Origin of the sequence: Kribbella sp. NPDC023855 (assembly GCF_040639475.1) — a bacterium.
In the GTDB taxonomy this organism is placed as follows: Bacteria; Actinomycetota; Actinomycetes; order Propionibacteriales; family Kribbellaceae; genus Kribbella.
On record NZ_JBFAAA010000002.1, the window covers coordinates 865,553 to 882,348 of the forward strand.

General features: G+C 68.7%; 15 protein-coding genes. 8 read left to right on the top strand and 7 right to left on the bottom strand.

Annotated features, from left to right (window positions below; translation table 11 throughout):
- Nucleotides 1-116 precede the first annotated feature (116 nt).
- Both AB0F51_RS09890 and AB0F51_RS09895 read right to left on the bottom strand, forming a co-directional pair.
- On the bottom strand, nucleotides 117-437 hold the full coding sequence (locus tag AB0F51_RS09890) for a hypothetical protein (RefSeq protein ID WP_360276782.1): 321 nt from the start codon (nucleotides 435-437) through the stop codon (nucleotides 117-119).
- Nucleotides 438-666: 229 nt separating this feature from the next.
- Nucleotides 667-1,146: a methylated-DNA--[protein]-cysteine S-methyltransferase gene (locus AB0F51_RS09895; protein WP_360276785.1), complete on the bottom strand. Its 480-nt coding sequence runs from the start codon at nucleotides 1,144-1,146 to the stop codon at nucleotides 667-669.
- A 126-nt stretch (nucleotides 1,147-1,272) separates the two neighbouring features.
- On the opposite strand from AB0F51_RS09895, the gene AB0F51_RS09900 reads away from it, so the two are divergent.
- The 3 genes from AB0F51_RS09900 (at nucleotide 1,273) to AB0F51_RS09910 (ending at nucleotide 5,143) form a co-directional block, all read left to right on the top strand.
- Nucleotides 1,273-2,001: a DUF4328 domain-containing protein gene (locus AB0F51_RS09900; RefSeq protein WP_360276788.1), complete on the top strand. Its 729-nt coding sequence runs from the start codon at nucleotides 1,273-1,275 to the stop codon at nucleotides 1,999-2,001.
- A gap of 205 nt (nucleotides 2,002-2,206) precedes the next feature.
- Nucleotides 2,207-4,276: a DUF4328 domain-containing protein gene (locus AB0F51_RS09905; protein ID WP_360276791.1), complete on the top strand. Its 2,070-nt coding sequence runs from the start codon at nucleotides 2,207-2,209 to the stop codon at nucleotides 4,274-4,276.
- A 75-nt stretch (nucleotides 4,277-4,351) separates the two neighbouring features.
- Nucleotides 4,352-5,143: a sugar phosphate isomerase/epimerase family protein gene (locus AB0F51_RS09910; RefSeq protein ID WP_360276794.1), complete on the top strand. Its 792-nt coding sequence runs from the start codon at nucleotides 4,352-4,354 to the stop codon at nucleotides 5,141-5,143.
- Here the strand turns inward: AB0F51_RS09910 and AB0F51_RS09915 are convergent.
- Nucleotides 5,132-5,548, bottom strand: a complete 417-nt coding sequence (locus AB0F51_RS09915; RefSeq protein ID WP_360276797.1) for a PPOX class F420-dependent oxidoreductase — start codon at nucleotides 5,546-5,548, stop codon at nucleotides 5,132-5,134. The genes AB0F51_RS09910 and AB0F51_RS09915 overlap by 12 nt on opposite strands.
- Nucleotides 5,549-5,606: 58 nt before the next feature.
- Here AB0F51_RS09915 and AB0F51_RS09920 point away from each other — a divergent pair, with 58 nt between their 5' ends.
- The 3 genes from AB0F51_RS09920 to AB0F51_RS09930 all read left to right on the top strand — a co-directional run bounded on the left by AB0F51_RS09920 (nucleotide 5,607) and on the right by AB0F51_RS09930 (nucleotide 7,442).
- Nucleotides 5,607-6,200, top strand: a complete 594-nt coding sequence (locus AB0F51_RS09920; RefSeq protein ID WP_360276800.1) for a TetR/AcrR family transcriptional regulator — start codon at nucleotides 5,607-5,609, stop codon at nucleotides 6,198-6,200.
- Nucleotides 6,200-7,132: an aldo/keto reductase gene (locus AB0F51_RS09925; RefSeq protein WP_360276802.1), complete on the top strand. Its 933-nt coding sequence runs from the start codon at nucleotides 6,200-6,202 to the stop codon at nucleotides 7,130-7,132. Before AB0F51_RS09920 ends, AB0F51_RS09925 begins: the two co-directional genes overlap by 1 nt.
- Nucleotides 7,133-7,280: 148 nt before the next feature.
- On the top strand, nucleotides 7,281-7,442 hold the full coding sequence (locus tag AB0F51_RS09930; RefSeq protein WP_360276805.1) for a hypothetical protein: 162 nt from the start codon (nucleotides 7,281-7,283) through the stop codon (nucleotides 7,440-7,442).
- Here AB0F51_RS09930 and AB0F51_RS09935 read toward each other — a convergent pair.
- From AB0F51_RS09935 to AB0F51_RS09945, 3 genes are all read right to left on the bottom strand, one after another.
- On the bottom strand, nucleotides 7,420-8,454 hold the full coding sequence (locus AB0F51_RS09935) for an S-adenosylmethionine:tRNA ribosyltransferase-isomerase (protein ID WP_360276808.1): 1,035 nt from the start codon (nucleotides 8,452-8,454) through the stop codon (nucleotides 7,420-7,422). The two genes, AB0F51_RS09930 and AB0F51_RS09935, sit on opposite strands and share 23 nt — an antisense overlap.
- Nucleotides 8,451-9,170: an SDR family oxidoreductase gene (locus AB0F51_RS09940; RefSeq protein ID WP_360276811.1), complete on the bottom strand. Its 720-nt coding sequence runs from the start codon at nucleotides 9,168-9,170 to the stop codon at nucleotides 8,451-8,453. The genes AB0F51_RS09935 and AB0F51_RS09940 overlap by 4 nt, the downstream gene beginning before the upstream one ends.
- Before the next feature lie 62 nt (nucleotides 9,171-9,232).
- A complete protein-coding gene (locus AB0F51_RS09945; RefSeq protein ID WP_360276814.1) occupies nucleotides 9,233-10,099 on the bottom strand; it encodes a dienelactone hydrolase family protein in 867 nt (288 codons plus the stop codon).
- A 167-nt stretch (nucleotides 10,100-10,266) separates the two neighbouring features.
- On the opposite strand from AB0F51_RS09945, the gene AB0F51_RS09950 reads away from it, so the two are divergent.
- Both AB0F51_RS09950 and AB0F51_RS09955 read left to right on the top strand, forming a co-directional pair.
- A complete protein-coding gene (locus AB0F51_RS09950; RefSeq protein WP_360276817.1) occupies nucleotides 10,267-12,924 on the top strand; it encodes a LuxR family transcriptional regulator in 2,658 nt (885 codons plus the stop codon).
- A gap of 34 nt (nucleotides 12,925-12,958) precedes the next feature.
- Nucleotides 12,959-15,145, top strand: coding sequence for a PQQ-binding-like beta-propeller repeat protein (locus AB0F51_RS09955; RefSeq protein ID WP_360276820.1), 2,187 nt, complete (start codon nucleotides 12,959-12,961; stop codon nucleotides 15,143-15,145).
- Here the strand turns inward: AB0F51_RS09955 and AB0F51_RS09960 are convergent.
- Nucleotides 15,129-16,718, bottom strand: coding sequence for an FAD-binding oxidoreductase (locus AB0F51_RS09960; RefSeq protein ID WP_360276823.1), 1,590 nt, complete (start codon nucleotides 16,716-16,718; stop codon nucleotides 15,129-15,131). The genes AB0F51_RS09955 and AB0F51_RS09960 overlap by 17 nt on opposite strands.
- Nucleotides 16,719-16,796: the final 78 nt, after the last annotated feature.

Here is a 16,796-nt window from a genome sequence, read left to right on the forward strand (position 1 = left end):
GGCGGACCCTCGTCGCGGTGGCTGAGGTTGTCGTCCGCCTGTGCGGGACCAGCAACTGCCTTTGCAGGTTGCGCGCGTCGGCCCGGCCGTTGTCTGGCCGCTCCGCCACCTAGCTGTTAGGCGGGCGAGGGGTCTTCGGTGGGGTGGGTGGGGCGGGTGATGGGGATTCGGCCGGCTGAGAGGAGTTGGGTGGCGTAGCGGTGGGTTATGCAGGGGTAGCTGCCGCCGCACTCGCGGCAGACGGCGTGGTTGCGGTGCAGCCAGGGCAGGACGCCGAAGCGTTTGATCCAGGTCAGCGGTTCGCGGTCCGGGGCGTGCAGTTGCATCGCCGAGCGGGCGGCGTCCTGGATCTCCGGCGCGGACCACTCGTCCGCGCTCTTGTCCATCAGGTCGCTCAGGTCGTCGTGGGGTGCCGAGCTGGACGAGGGTTGGGTCATCTCTTTCGTCTCCGGGCAGGGTGCGGGGGCGGAACCAGGGTGCGGCAGCGGCGGACGGACCGGAGCTCTCTTTCAAACGTGTGATCGAGCCGTGTCAGCTCGATCGCACACCGCGACATTAGCGCTTGATCGGCCGAGTACAACCATCGGATCCGCCGGAGCGGTGACTTCTTTACCGTTCGACCAGAACTTCTTCACGCAGGGTTCCATTCCCGCCCCGCACTGCCGTCTACAGCCAGCTGGTTTCGAGGGTGATCCGGGCCTCGAGCTCGAGCAGGTGGCGCTTCAGCGGGATGCCACCACCGAAGCCGACCATCTTGCCGCCGGCCCCGACGACGCGGTGGCAGGGCACGATCACCGGGATCGGGTTCCGGTTACACGCAGTCCCGACCGCTCGCGCGGCTCCCGGGTCACCCACCGCCTTGGCGACATCCCCATACGTCTGCATCTCGCCGTACGGGATCCGCTTGAGCTGGTCCCAGACCGCGTGCTCGAACCGCGACCCGACGCGCACCGACAGCGGCAGGTCGAACTCCTTGAGCTCACCGGCGAAGTATGCCGCCAGCTGCTCCTCGGCAGCCGTCAGCAGCGGGTCCTGGGCGCGCTCCGGACCCAGCTCGATCGCGCCGAACCGCACCCGGCACAGACCGTCGTCGTCGACGGCCACGGACAGCTCGCCGATGGGCGAATCGAGCACAGACCAGCGCATGGCTCTATCGTCCCTCACAGCACCGACACCGAATCGGGCCGCACACAAGGTTCTCGCCCGATCACTGTCTGTGTGCTATTTCTGATCTCCTCACCGTTCCCGGTCACCGTTTCCGAGGAGGTGCACATGGTCGGTCAGCCGCCGATGGACCGCTGGTTCAGCTCCGAACAGGCCATGGGCCTGGCCGCCTCGGTCCTGATCGGGGTCGTCACGGTGCTGAGCTGGGCCACCGCGTGGTCCGACTGGAACTCCTACCAGACACTCAGGCTGTACCCCGGCGACGAGGACCGTCGCGACCAGGCCGATCTGATCTCCGGGTCGCTCGGCATCGTCGCCGCACTCGCGCTGTTGGGCGCGGCGGCGGTCTTCATCGTCTGGCTCTGGCGGGTCCGCTGGAACGCGGAGATGTTCTGCCGCGGCGAGCACCGGCTGAGCCGCGGCTGGGTGCTCGGCAGCTGGATCTGCCCGGTGGTCAACCTCTGGTACCCCAAGTGGGTGGTGGACGACATCGTCGCGGCCAGCGACCCGCGCACCCCGCCGCAGACCGAGAACCTGCGTGGCATCCCCGGCACCCGGCTGGTCTGGGCCTGGTGGCTGACCTGGGTGGTCGGGCTGGTCCTCGACAACGTCGGGCAGCGCAGTGTCCTGGTGGGCGAGCCGCCACTTTCCGAACTTCGGACGAACGCTGTGATGTCCGGCATCTCGGCGCTCAGTACGACGGCCGCGGCAGTACTCGCAGTGATGTTGATCCAGCGCGTGAACGAGCTCCAGCTGCACCGGCCGTGGACGCCGTGGTGGGCCCAGGACCAGGCAGGTTTCCCGCTGGGACGCGGATTCCAACCGCCTGCCACGTAAACCAAAGCGTCACGGACGGTCGACTTGGTCGTTACAAGTGGTGATGGGCGTACGAAAAGACCGCGTTAAGTCGATACCCTCTGTGCTGGCATCGACTCCACACGAGTACTTACTTCGTGGTATCAATGTGGCTCGGTCACGCGGGGGCAGGACTCGACCGAAACGCCGAACAGACGGAGTTCCAGCAACGCGAGGGACGCACGACGTGAGCCACCCGCAACGAGCAGTTCTTTCTGCTGTTGAAGAAAAAGATGAGTGGCAGCCACACGCGGCTGAGGAGTTTCAGCAGGTCGGCACCATCGGCCGGATCGCGATCGGGCTGCTCGGCGCCTCGACCGTCACTCATCTGCTCTGCACGTGGTCCGACTGGAACACCTACGGCGTCGTCAACAGCTACCTCGGTGGCGGCCCGAACGTCGACGACGCGGATCTGAACCGCGCCGACAGCATCTCCCGGCTCACCTCGATCCCCAACGTCGTCATCTCCGTCGCCGCCGCCGTGGTCTTCGTGATCTGGCTGTGGCGGGTCCGGGTCAACTCCGAGGTCTTCTGCCAGGCCGACCATCGCCGCAGCCACGGCTGGGTGCTGGCCAGCTGGTTCTGCCCCGGCCCGAACCTGGTCTATCCCAAGCAGATCGTCGACGACATCTGGCTGGCCAGCGATCCGAAGACCCCCGTGTACGCCGACGACCTCCGCCGGCTCAGGAAGCCCCTCCTCACCTCGGTGTGGTGGGTCGCCTGGGTCGGCGCTCTGGTGTTCGACGTGGTGATCCGCCGGGCGCTGATGTGGATGGAGGCGACCGTCGGCTCCCTGCGCGGCATCGCCCTGGCCGGTACCGCCTCGATGGCGCTGACCGCCGTCTCCGCGGTGGCCGCGACGCTGATCATCCGCCGGATCAACACCATGCAGACCACCCGCGAGTGGATGCCCTGGTGGGACCAGCGCGAGCCCAAGCTGGTGGCCGTCCCGTCGTACCGGGTCGCCGCCGACGACGACACGTCCGAGCAGCCGGTGATCGCCGAGCCGATCGCGGCCCCGGCCGCGCGGCAGGAGCGTCAGCCGGCACTCCAGCTGGCCACCGCCACCCCCGCCGCCGAAGAGGCCCCGCCGAAGTGGAGCCCGTTCGCTCCCGTCGCCGACGCGCCCGCCGCCCAGTCCTGGGAGGACACCGGCCCGGCCACGGAGCAGTTCAGCCCGGTGGAGAGCTGGCGCGAGGACACCGGTCAGGTGATCGAGGCGACTCCGTCGTACCTGCAGACGGCTTCCGGACTCGAGACGCCGACCTGGTCGAGCCCGTCCAACCCGTACCCGCCCACGCCGAGCGACGACCTGCTGTCCGCGCCGCTGCCGAGCTGGCAGGCCGAGACCGTCGCACCGCCGACCCTCGCCCCGGCCCAGCCGAGCCCGTACGCGTACCAGCCGGCCGCCCGCGCATCGGAGCCGTCAGAGCCGTCCTGGACCAGCCCCTACTCCGAGCCCTACTCGTACGGCGGCAGTTCCTCCGACTACCTGACCTCCACGGAGCCGGCAGCCGCTCCCCAGCCCGCACCCGAGCCTGAGCCCGCGCCTGTTGCGCGCGCTGGTCGCAGGGCCGCTCGGGTCGCGGTCGACAGCCCGTCGACCGTCCAGGCCGCGGTGCCCGCGTCGGACAGCTACTACCAGTCGGCGCCCGCCCTCCCGGAGCAGGACGACTTCCTGACCCCGTCGAAGCCGCTGCCGACAGTCCCGTCGTACGGGCCGGAGCCGTCGTACACCCCGGCCGCCAGCTACAACAGCCCGGCGCCGACCTACGCGCCGGAGACGACCTACACCGCGTACGACGCCCCGGCTGTCCCGGCGAGCACGTCGGACTACGAGACGTCGTACACCTCGGACTACTCGCCCAACTACCAGTACTCCGAGCCGGCGACGCCCGCCGCGCCGGAGCCGACGTACACGGCGGACACCAGCTACAGCACCCCGTCGTACGACAGCTACTCGTCGGAGAGCTCGTACGAGTCGTACAGCCCGACCACGAGCTACGACTCGTACACGCCGGCCCAGGAGACCTCCTACAACGCTCCTGACTACGGCACCCCGAGCTACTCGCAGGAGAGCTACTCCAGCGACTACAGCTCGGACTACGGCACCAGCTACTCCGATCAGCCGGCAACGGACTACCAGTCGTCGCCGTACTCCTACGAGGCCCCGGCCGAGCCGGCCGCCCCGGAGAAGAAGGACGACGACTCGGAGATCACCGCACCCCGGACCCACCCCCGGCGACGCTGGGTTTGACCGACCGACCCCCCAACCAGCGTCGCGATGGCCTGATCCCTCCCCCCGGGATCAGGCCATCTTTAGTATCAAGAGATGACGCGACTTGGCTTCTCCACGCTCGGCTGTCCTGGCGCCCCGTTGGACCACGTGCTGGAACTCGCCCAAGTCAACAACTTCGCGGGCCTGGAGCTACGGACCGCAGACGACGAGTTCACTCATGTCGGCCTGACCGCCGCCGAGCGCCGGACGCTGCGGACCCGGATCGAGGACGCCGGCCTGGAGATCCTGTCGGTCAACAGCTACGTCCGGCTGTGCGCGGTCGAGGAACAGCCGCTCGAAGCACATCTCGAGCTCGCCGCCGATCTCGGTGCCCGCGGAGTCCGGGTGTTCCCGGGTGACGACCCGGCAAAGCCGGGCAAAGCGTCGGCGCAGACCGGCGCCTCGCTGACGCCCGGCGAGATCCGCGCGCTCGACCGGGTGGCCTCGGCCCCGACGGACGCCCGGATCCTGCTGGAGACCCACGACTCGCACTCGGCCGGCGCAAAGATGGCCGCGCTCTGCCGGCACCTCGACGCCGAGGTTCCGCACCACAACGCCAAGGTGATCTGGGACAGCGCGCACACCTGGAGCCACGGCGAGACGCCCGCCGAAGCCTTCGAGCTCCTCAAGCCCTGGATCGACTTCATCCAGATCAAGGACGAGGACTCCACCCAGGACTACCAGCCCGTCCCGATCGGCACCGGCGACTACCCGATCGCCGAGCTCCTGCAGACCCTGCAAGGCACGGACTACTGGCTCTCCCTCGAGTGGGAACTGAAGTGGCACCCCCACCTCCCGCCGCTGGCCGAGGCGCTCCCCGCCACGATCAACTGGCTAGCCAACTGAGTGCTTCGTCCGGCGGGGCGCGAAATCCTCGTCCTCGTGCGACAGCGGCCGGCCATCCAAGTGCCAGCTCCACGACGTGGTCGGGGTGATCCGCAGATAGACACCGGCACCGAACATCCCCGAGCGCTCGACGACCTCGGCGGTGCCGTACACCCGCAGGAAGCGCGGGGACCAGGGATCGACTGACACCAAGTCGTCGATGACGAGTGCGACCTTCTCCTGCCCGGCCCGCACGTTGAGCACTTTGCGCGTGCGTCGTGGATCCACGCCGCCGACGTAGAAGTAGCGGCCGTCGTACTCGAAGCCGACCGGTACGACGTCCGGCTGGCCGTCCGGGCCGACGGTGGCGATCCGGGCGAGTCGCTGGGTCTTCAGGTAAGCGAGTTCTTCTTCGGTGAATGCCATGATCCGAAGGTACAACGAGCGTTGTAGTTAGTACAACGGTCGTTGTAGACTCGGGCTTGTGGACAAGCGACAGGCAGTGCTCTCCGGCGGCTTGACCGTGTTCGCGCGGGATGGGTACGCCCGCGCGAGTATCGACGTGATCGCGGCGGAGGCTCAGGTTTCGTCGCGGACGATCTACAACCACTTCCAGGACAAGGCCGACTTGTTCAGGGCGGTGATCCAGGACAGTGCGCAGCGGGTGGCCGCCGCGCAGTTGGGGATCGTCGATCGATACTTCCGCAAGATCACCGACCTGGAGGCCGACCTGACCGAGTTCGGTATCGCCTGGCGGACGCCGATGCCGGACTACGCCGAGCACTCCGCGCTGGTCCGGCAGGTCAACGCCGAGGCCGGACACATCCCGCAAGCGGCGATCGACGCGTGGCAGGAGGCCGGACCCCTCGCAGTACGTCGTGCGCTGGCTGATCGCCTGGCCGCATTGGCCGAGGAAGGGCTGCTCCGCGTCGACGACCCGATGCGTGCCGCTCTGCACTTCTCGCTGCTCATCTCGGGCGCCAATCCGTCCTACCTAGGAGCACGCATGACCCCCGAAGAAATCACCGAGGCCGTCACCACGGGCGTGCATGCCTTCCTGCACGGGTACGGCCGCTGATGCGCTACCGCCTGTTCGGGCCGACCGGCCTGCGCGTTTCCGAGCTCGTCCTCGGCGCCATGCGGTTCGGCTCGGTGGACCAGGCCCGGCCGATCATCGACGCGTACGCCGAGGCCGGGGGCAACTTCATCGACACGGCGGACGCCTACCAGACCGAGCAGATCGTCGGCTCGGTGCTGGCCGAGCGCCGGGACCGGTTCGTGGTCGCGTCGAAGTACACGCTGCTCCGGGACCACACCGATGTGAATGCCGCCGGCAACCATCGGAAGAACCTCCGGCTCGCCCTCGAAGCCAGTCTGCGCCGGCTCGGCACGGAGTACCTCGACGTCTACTGGGTGCACTGCTGGGACCCACACACGCCGATCGAGGAGACGCTGCGCGCACTCGACGACGCCGTCCGGGCCGGCAAGATCCTGTACGCCGGGATCTCGGACGCGCCCGCCTGGATCGTCTCGCAGGCGAACACGCTGGCCCACTTCCGGGATTGGACTCCTTTCGCCGGGCTGCAAGTGCCGTACAGCCTTCTGCAGCGGGACATCGAGCGTGAGTTGCTCCCGATGGCCGAGGCTTTCGGGATGTCCGTCACGGCCTGGGCCCCGCTCGCGCACGGGAAGCTGGCCCGGCCGGTCGAGTCAGCAGCGGACGATCGCGAGCGGGCCGTGCTGGCCGCAGTACGGGATGTCGCCGAGGAACTGGGCGTGAGTCCGCCTCAGGTGGCGCTGGCGTGGACCCGGGTGCGGTCGCGGACCGTCCTTCCTTTGGTGGGGGCCAGCTCGGTCGAGCAGATGACCGACAACCTCGCTGCACTCGAGGTCGAGCTGCCGGTCGAGGCCGTCGCCAAGCTCGAGTCGGCGACCGGATTCGAGGTCGGGTTCCCCACCGATTTCATCCCCGCCGAGCTGTCTCATCCCGGTCAGGTGGTCGGCCGTTGAAAACCGAACCAGTTCGGGCCTAGGCCACAATTTCGCGTCGGTGCATGACGCGGGGTACCCCTGCCTCGTCAAAGGAAGTGAAGTCCCAACGGGGGACCGTGCAGGTAAGGACATTCATGATGGGCATCAACAACACACGGTGGCCGCGGTGAGTCCGCGGGCGGTCGACAAACGGGCCCGGCCCGGGAACGAAGCCGGCCCGGCGCCGATCGGACCACCAGCAGCGCTCACTCCCGCCGACTTCGACCCGGTCGAACCGGTGGAGGCCGAAGCGGAGAGCGCCGAGGTCAGCGACGCAGCAAAAGACTGACGTCACCGAACTCGTGCCACAGGTAGGAGTGTTCGAGGGCGGCGTCGTAGGCATGCTGGACGACGTCGCCCCCAACCACTGATTCGAGCAGCAACAGATGGGACGCCTCCGGCGCATGCATGCCGGTGATCAGCCCGTCCACTACAGTCGCCGGATGGTCGGGTCCCAGGACGAGGTCGGTCCACCCCTTCGACGCGGCCACTGAGCCATCAGGCTGAGCCGCCGACTCGATCGCCCGAACAGCCGTCGTCCCGACCGCGATCACTCGACCGCCATTGGCCCTCACCCAGTTGACCAGCCCCGCAGTGTGCTCCGGTACGTCGTACCGCTCGGGCAGGGGTGGCTCGTGACTCTCCAGGGACGACACCCCGCAATGCAGCAGGATCGGAGCGATCAGTACGCCGGCCGCCGCCAGCTGACTCACCAGCTCGAAGCTGAACGGCCTGCCGGCACTAGGCATCTCCGCAGAGCCCGGCTGGTTCGCGAACACCGTCTGGTAGAGCGCCAACGGCCACTGCTGGCCGACGTACTTGTAGGTGATGGGCCGCCCGTTGCGTCGCAGGTAGTCGACCACGTCGGCCACTGGCGGCTTGGCGCGCCACAGTCGGGTGCCACTCGGCTCATACGGCTCGAGCAGCGTCAGCACCCCTTCAGGCAACTCCACCTGGTCACCTGCTGAGGCATCGAACAGAGGGGAGCCGCCATTGCGCAGCTCCACCACCCAGCTGCCGTCGTCAAGAGCAGTGGAGAAGTGCACGACCACCGGAGCGACGCCTGAGCCCGTGATCCAGGAGCCGTCGACTGCGGCAGCCAGCGTGCCCGACGTGTTGACCAGCAGCAGGTCACCCGGCCGCAAGTACTCACCGATCCGGTCGAACCGAGTGTGCGTGACGGTCGACCCCTCCGCGACCAGCAGCTTCACCTGGTCGCGAGCGAGCCCGCGTGCCTCCGGTGGTTCGACAGCGTTCAGCTCGTCCGGCAGCGTGAACCTGGTCTGTGGCTGGACTTTCACGAGGTCACCGCCGGAGCGAACTCAGCGGCACGGTAGCGACCACTCGCCGGCCGGCTGTCCAGCAACTGCAGGAACGCCGGTACTACGCTCGCAGGCTCCGGCCGGTCCGAGATGTCCTCACCGGGGAACGCGGCCTGGTGCATCGCAGTACGGAGATCACCCGGGTCAACCGCGTAGACGGCGAGCCCAGGATGCTCTGCGGCCAGTACTGCGCTGGCGTGGTCCAGTGCAGCCTTGGCCGAGCCGTACCCACCCCAGCCTTCGTAGGCCTCGACTGCCGCGTCAGAGCTGATGTTGATCACTGCCCCGGAGGCAGCGGTCAGCTCGGGAAGCAGCGCCTGGGCCAGCGCGATCGGCGCGATCACGTCGACCTCGTACACGCGCCGCAGCTCGGCGAGATCGGTAGCGGCGAAGCGCTGGAGCGGGCTCGGTCCGAGGTAGCTGGCGTTGTTGACCAGCAGGTCGAGCCGCCCGAGTTCACCAACGGCGTCGACCAGGTCGGCCCGGTGCTCGGGATCGGTGACGTCACCGGCCAGCGGTACGACGTCGGTGTGGGCGGCGAGTGTGTCCGCCGCGTTCTTGAGGGCATCCGCCGCACGGGCATCGATGATCAGCGCCCAGCCGCGCTCGGCCAGCCCGTTCGCGAGGGCGAGGCCGAGCCCGGCGGAGGCACCGGTGATGAGAGCAACGGGACGGGTCAGGGATTCAGAGGTCATGCCCGTCACTCTCATACTTCAAGCAGACTTGAGGTCAAGAGTCCTGCACTGCGGCAAAGCTTTCAGGAGTGCGGGCAGGTGTCCCGGTACTCCGCGATCTGCAGGTTCGGCGCCGGGGCGGGGCAGAGGAACTGCTCGTAGCGGGTGTCGTTGTCGATGAACCGCTTGAGCCACGAAACGCTGTACTTCGCGATCGTCGTGTTCGAGCTGTTCGGCGCGAAGTGGTTCGCGTTCCGCAGCTCCAGGTACGCCTTGTCCAGGGTGGCCGGCAGGCTGGTGTAGAACGGCTCGGAGTGCGACGCCACCGGCGCCACCGAGTCGTTGTCAGCCCCGACCACCAACGTCGGCACCTGAACCTCGCCCCACGTCTTGTCGGTGTGCCACCCCGTCAACGGGATCGCCGCCTGCAGAGCCGGTCGCTGAGAGGCCGCCCGCAGGGACCCGCCGCCGCCCATCGAGTGGCCCATCACACCCAGCCGGCTGGCATCGATCCGGGTTCGGACCGTGCTGCGCTGAGTCAGGTAGTCCAGCGCCGCCAGCAACTGGGTCGCCCGGCTGTCGGGCTGGTCGTAGATCGAGTTGGTGTCGATGGTGATCACCACGAAGCCCTGCGAAGCCAGCCGCGGGCCGAGCCAGGAGATCGACGACTGCCGACCGGTGTAGCCCGGCGAGATCGCGACCGCGCCGAAGGTGCCGGCGGACGTGGTCGTCGGGTAGTAGATCGTGCCGCCGCCGAACCCGGTGACGGTCGACGGGACCGTGGTCGTGGCGGTCGCGAACGGGCCGCGGGAGGCCTCGATGCTGGAAGTGGTCGGAGCGGGCCCGCGTTCGTACGGGTTTTCGGCGGCGAGGACCGGGGGAGCCGTGACCGCGGCGCCGACCAGGGCCGCTGCCAGCGTCACTGTCGTGGCCAAGCTGCGAAACTTCACGTCGTTCACACTCTTTTCGCTCGGGACGGAATGCGCCGGTCACCCACAGTGCCTGACTGGTTACCGACTTGCTGCCATCCTGCGGGTCCGGCCCCGCACCCGCATCGGTGCAATCACCAGCCGATTGCCCCCTTCCTGGCTGGGCGCCGACAGGGATACTGGTCGGTATGGCTGCCGAGGTCGTACTCCGCGGACGGGATCGGGAGCGCGCCAGCCTGCAGGAAGTGCTCGATGCTGCTCGCGACGGGCGTGGATCCGCGTTGGTGATCACCGGTGGCGCCGGCGCCGGTAAAAGCTCGCTGCTGCAAAGCGTGCCGACGACCGGATTCCGCGTGCTGACCGCCAACGGAGTACCGGCCGAGTCCGCCCTGGAACCAGCAGGACTGCACCAGCTGCTCCAACCACTGGCCGGCGTCCCAGAATCATTGCGCCAGGCAACAGGACTGGCCACCGGTACTCCGAGCAGCGCCTTCACCCTGTACGCCGAAGTCCATCGCCTGCTCGTCGAGCTGGCGACCGAGCAGCCGGTACTCGTCCTGGTCGACGACGCCGGTTCGCTGGATCGGCCGTCGCTAGAGGCCCTGGCCTTCGTCGCCCGGCGCGCCACCGGCCACCGACTCGCCATGCTGTTCGCCGTTGAATCCGGCCGCGATCTCTTGGCTGGTCTCCCCGTTCTGCCGTTGGGTCCGTTGGACGACCCAGCAGCGATGGAGCTGCTCTCGGATCTCAACCCGCTGGGCCTGTCCGAGGACTTCGCCGAAGAGGTCCTGCATCTCGCGGGCGGCAATCCCTTGGCGCTCACCGAGCTTGCCAGGACCGGAGAGCTGCCACCGGACAGCGCGCTGCGGGCTCGCCTGCGAGCCACTTTCCTTGCCCTGTCACCCGATGCCCGACGTCTGAGCCTGCTCGCGATCGCCGACGAGGATCTGGAACTCGACACCGTCGTCCGCGCGGACCTCGACGGCGCGGCGTGGGAGGAAGCCCGTGACAGCGGGTTGCTCGTGCTGCGCGGTCAACAGGTCGAGGTGTCGACCCACCTGACCCGCTCCGTACTGCGAACCGAGATCCGGTCGGTCGAGCTCCGTCAGGCTCACGAACTCCTCGCCACACTCCTCGATCCGGAGCAGCACAGGGCACGCTGGCTGTGGCATCGAGCCGCGATGAACCGTGACGTGGTCGGGAGTCGAGCCGGTGAACTGGGTGCCGCGGCCGCCCAGGCGCGGCGTACGGGCGACTATCTGGCCGCTTCGCTGGCTTCTCAGCGAGCCGCTTCCTTGGCGGTGTCGCCACACGCCAAGGCCGCGCACCTGATCGCAGCCGCGGCCGATCAGTGGTCGACCGGGCGGCCGCGACAATCCCGCGTGATCCTCGGTGAGGCCGCCGTCCACCTGCGCGGTTCTGAGCTGCAGGGACTGGCCGACTTCGTCCGCGGTGGCATCGAACTCGGCGACAGCGTGCCCGGTACTGCGGTCCGCCGCCTGCTCAAGGCTTCCGACGAGCTGCTCGACTCACACCGTACGGCGGCCGTCACCGCGCTGGTCTTCGCGGCAGAGGCCGCCAGCATCGCGGGCGACCAGACCGTCCACGCCACCATCGCCGAACGCGCGGCCGCACTGCGTCAGCCGGACGAACCGCCGGTGACTCAGTTGATGTTCGATCACCTCGAGGGCATGGCCGCCACCTTCGCCGGCAACCATCTCGCCGCCAGGCCGGCGCTCGGTCGAGCCATGCGACTCGCGAACGAGCTGACCGATCCGCGGTCGAAACTCTGGGGGAGCCAGGCGGCGTACGTGCTGGGTCGGGCCAGCCGTTCACTCGAACTCGCCTCCCAGGCGGAGGTGACCGCCCGCGACACCGGGCTGACCTCGCTTGTGCCGTGGGCGCTGGTTTACAAGTCGCTGGCGGCGCTCCTGCTCGACCAGCACTCGATCGCGGTCGACACCTCGCTCGAGGGGGTCCGCGAGGCGACCTCGATGGGCCAGCCCAACACTGTGGTCGACCACCTGATCATCCTCGCGCTGACGGCGGCGTTGCAGGGTGACAAGGCCACCGCCCTCCACCGCGTGCGTCTCGCCGCTGCTGACGTCACCCGTCGCGGCCTCGGCCGGCCCAGCACGTTCGGTTCCTGGACGCTGGCGTGTGTCGACCTGGTCGACAACCGTCCCGCCGACGCGCTCAACCGGCTGCGGTTGCTCGCAGTCGAGACCGGCCGCGTGCATCCGGGCATCAAGGTGATGACCGCGCCGCACTTCGTGGAGGCGGCGGTGGGTTGCGGGAGGCAGGCCGCGGCCGCGAACGTGCTGCGCCAGTTCGAGGGCTGGGCGATCGGCACGGGCAGCCCGGCAAGGCTCGCGCTCGCCCATCGGTCACACGCCTTGCTCGCCGGTGCCGACCCCGCGTCCGACGAGCACTTCCGCGAGGCGATCCGGTTGCATCGGGCCGGCGGTACCCCGATGGAGCTGGCCAAGACCGAGTTGTTCTACGGCCACCGGCTGCGCCGCGATCGTCGTCCGAAGGCAGCCCGCGAGCATCTCCGCGACGCGTTGCGGATCTTCCAGCAGTACGACTCCGCCCACTTCGTCGGCCTCGTCCGTGCGGAACTGCGGGCCTCCGGCGACACCATCGAGCCCAGCCGCACGAAGGCCGTCGCCGAACTGACCCCACAGCAGTCGCAGATCGCGCACCTGGTCGCCGAGGGCGCCACCAACCGGGAGATCGCCGCCCAGCTGTTCATCAGCCATCGCACGGTCGAACACCACCTCCGCAACATCTTCGCCCGGCTGGAGGTCCGCTCCCGCGTCGAACTCTCCCGCCTGCTGGGCTGACCGGCTGCACCGGCGGCTCTGACACGATGGGCGGGTGACGGGGCTGACGGATCAATGGCATGAGCTCATCCCGGACGCAGCGCCGCTGGCCGAGGATCTGGCGGCGCGCTACACCGACCGCGACCGCACGGCATATCGCGACCGGTACCTCGAGACGATCCTCGACGCGCTCGACTCGCTCGACCAACTGAGCACCGATCCCACCGCGGTCCGGCTCGCGGTCTGGTTCCATCGCGCCGTCCACGCACCCGGCGGCCGGTCCGCTGACGACGCCGAAGCCTCCGCCGCGCTGGCCGAGGAGCTCCTGCCGTCGTACGACGTCAGCTCGGCCCGGATCGCCGAGGTCGCCCGACTCGTTCGCCTGACCGGTGGCGACGCGGCAACCGCAGCCGGCGACCCGAACGCCGACGTCTTCCTCGATGCGGTCAACGCCACCCTCGCAGCCGACCACTACGCCGACCACGCTTCCGAAGTACGCCGCGACGCGAACACTCCCGTCAAAGAACGCCACGCCGTACTGCGGGACGTCCTGGCCGCACCGATCTACCGAACCCAACTGGCGCGTGACCATTTCGACCGCGCCGCGCGAGAGAACCTCGCCGCGGAATTCGCGACCCTGGACGCCCAACTGCCCGCGCCTTGGCGTGGTTGGCAGCAGGCCGGTCTGGTCGCCCTCGCCGGCTTCGGCGCGTTCACCGCGTTCGTCTTGGCTTTCGTGGCCACCCAGGTGCCCTGGCGGATCCCGGAGTTCGGCTCGGACCAGCTCTGGCTCGCCATCGTCCTGACCGTCCTCGCCCTCGCGGCTGTTCCTCTGCTGCTCCGCTTCTCGCGTCGCAAAGGCCGCACCGCGCGGATCGTCGACGGCGGGGTGATCGGCGCCGGAGTTCTCGGGCTGGTCGCGGTCCTGGTCCTCGCGCCCGACACGAACCCGTCGGTCGGTATCGGCGAGCGGGCTCCGTTGCTGCTCACCGCCTCGATCCTGCTCATCACCGCCGGCGCTGCCTCCGTGGCTGCGTCCGCTGCGGCCGGCGCACGGATCGGCAACCGGGCTCAGTTGCTGGCGCGGATCGTCGTACCGGTGGCAGTCGTGCTGGCGATGGTCTTCATCACCCAGCCGCTCTGGCGCAGCTACTCGCTGAACGCCAACGAGTTCCTCGACGGGCCGAACGGGCCGGCCGCTCAGGAGGTGCGTTCGGAACTGACTGGCGATGTGGCCTGGTCCAGCAGGTCGAACGGGTACAACTCGGACAGCTTCGGCCGGGCCGTGTCCACCCGGTACGGGATCGCGACCACCCGCAGAACCGCGACGATCGAGATGCTCGACGCGGCAACGGGCGAATCGCGGTGGCGCTACACGCGCTCCGACGCCAGCGGCCTGCCTGATCTCTCGGTCACCGGCAACGGCGAACTCCTGCTCGCGCATTTCGACGATGTCGGCTACCTCCTGCTGGATGCCGATACCGGCAAGCGGAAGGCGGCCTGGCCGGGGCGAACCCGGGATCACGACATCCAGAACGCGGACCCCCTGCTCACCGAGGAGCGCGTCGGCAAGGGATCGAACAAGCTGCGCGGCGTCGATACCGACGGCCAGGATCGCTGGACCTTCGAGCCCGGACGCTGCACCAGCATCAACGCAGTAGCCACCGCTGACACAGCCGTCGCGTTCCTCCGCCGTAGTTGCGGTAAGGGCGCTGATGAGCTGGCCGCACTGGACCTCCGCACCGGGAAGAAGCTGTGGAGCCGGGCTGAGGAATGGGCCGGCAGGCCGTTGGTGGCCGGCGGTTTGGTCGTCGGGCTGAAGTCGGACCGGGAGCTGGTTGGCATGAATGCCCGGAGCGGAGAGTTCAAGTGGCGCTGGCCGCTCCCGTCAGCCTTGAGCTGCAAGACCCGGGTCGAGCAGGCGGGTGACAAGGTCGTCCTGATGAACTGCCCTGCGGGGTCGGACAAAACGCAGACCGTGGTCACGGTGATCGACGCCAGCACGGGTGGTGTCAGCTGGCAACGTAGCGCCCCGATCGACGTGTCCAGGCGGGTGGCGGTGACGGCCGACGCTCGAGTGGTCACGCTGAAGCGGCTGGATACCTGCAAACTCCAGGTGGTCGAGGAGTCCGGCTATCGCCAGGTCTCGGTGCCCAAGGAGATTTTCTGCAACCAGGGGGTGCGGGCCGTCGGCGACGTCGTACTGGCTCGCGGCTCGGACGGGCTCATCGCCCTTCGCTGACGGGGGGAATCAGGATGCCGGGGTTGAGGATGTTGTTCGGGTCGAGCACCTGCTTGACCGCCTGCAAGGCTTCCACCGCCAGCGGGCCGAGCTCCTGCTCGTAGGCGTCGCGGTGGTCGGTGCCGACGGCGTGGTGGTGGGTGATCGTGCCGCCGGCCGCCCCGATCGCCCGGCTGGCTTCGGTTTTCGCCTTACGCCATTGGGCTACCGGGTCATCGGTCTGGGCGGAGATGACGGTGAAGTAGAGCGAGGCGCCGGTTTCGTACACGTGCGACACGTGGCAGAGCACGATCGGCGGAGTTCCTTGCTCCGAAAGCGAACTGACCAAGGCCTCGGTGACGGCAGCCTTCAGCCCGGGGAGTTTCGACCAGAAGCCGGCTGTCTCGAGTGTCTCGACCAGCGCGCCTTCGTCGAGCAGAGGGTCGCGGAGATAAGGAGCGCGGTAGCGGCCTTGCCGCCAGGTCTCGCCCGGACCTTCGCCCACCGGCTCGCCGCCGGCCGCGGTGAGGACGTCGGCGACCTCGGCGCGGCGTACCGCAGTACGGGTGCCTTCGAAGCCGACGATTGCGAGGGCTCCGCCTGAGCCGCCGCCGAGGACGTTCGGGTCGGCGAGGTTGATCGCCGTCTCGGCTTCGTCCGACAGGCGCAGTACCGTCGGCAGCGGGCCGTCCTGCGCGAGCCGGCGGATCGCGGTCAGGCCGTGGTCGAAGGACTCGAAACGCCAGCCCTCGAAGGACCGCTCGCCCGGCCGCGGGCGGATCCGGACGACGACGCTGGTGATGATGCCGAGTGAGCCTTCGGAGCCGAGCACGAGCTGGCGCAGATCCGGGCCGGCCGCGGACATCGGGGCGCGGCCGAGTTCGATGGTTCCGCGCGGGGTGGCCAGGGTGAGACCGACGACCATCTGGTCGAAGCGGCCGTACCCCGCTGACGACTGGCCGCTCGACCGAGTCGCCGCATAGCCGCCGATGCTCGCGCCTTCGTAGGACTGGGGGAAGTGCCCGAGCGTGTAGCCGCGCTCGGCGAGCATTTTTTCGGCCGCGGTACCGCGGACTCCCGCCTCGATCGTTGCGGTCCGGGAGACCTCGTCGATGTCGACCAATCGATTCAGGCGACGCAGGTCGACGGCGATGAAGGAGGTGTTTTGAGGCGCAAGCCCACCGACCACGGACGTGCCACCGGCGTACGGGACGACGGCCACGCGCCGCTCGGAGCATGCGGTCAGCAGCGCTTGTACTTCGTCGTGCGAGCCGGGGTAGACGACGGCGGCGGGCATATCGGTGGTATCGCCGGCGCGGTAGCGGAGGAGATCGGGCGTCGAGTAGCCACGGGTGTGGCTCCATCGCGTCTCGAGATCGGTCTTCACGTGGTCGGGACCGAGCACCTTGGCCAGCAGGATGGCGATGTCATCGTCGACCGCGCCGGGGTCCGTGGGCAGAACGGCAGCCGGCGGGCGGCGTACGCCGAGGTGCTTGAGCGCCTCCAGCGCGGCGGCGGGCAGCTCGACCACTTGCGCGGGATCGCCCCAGCGGCCGGGCGTGAGGTTGACCACCGGGAGGTCGGACTCGGTCATGGAGGTTCCTCATCTGAGAGGTTCGGAGGTAGCGTCCGCGGGAGAAAGTTGGTGCGGGTTCCGGCGGGTCGCTGATAC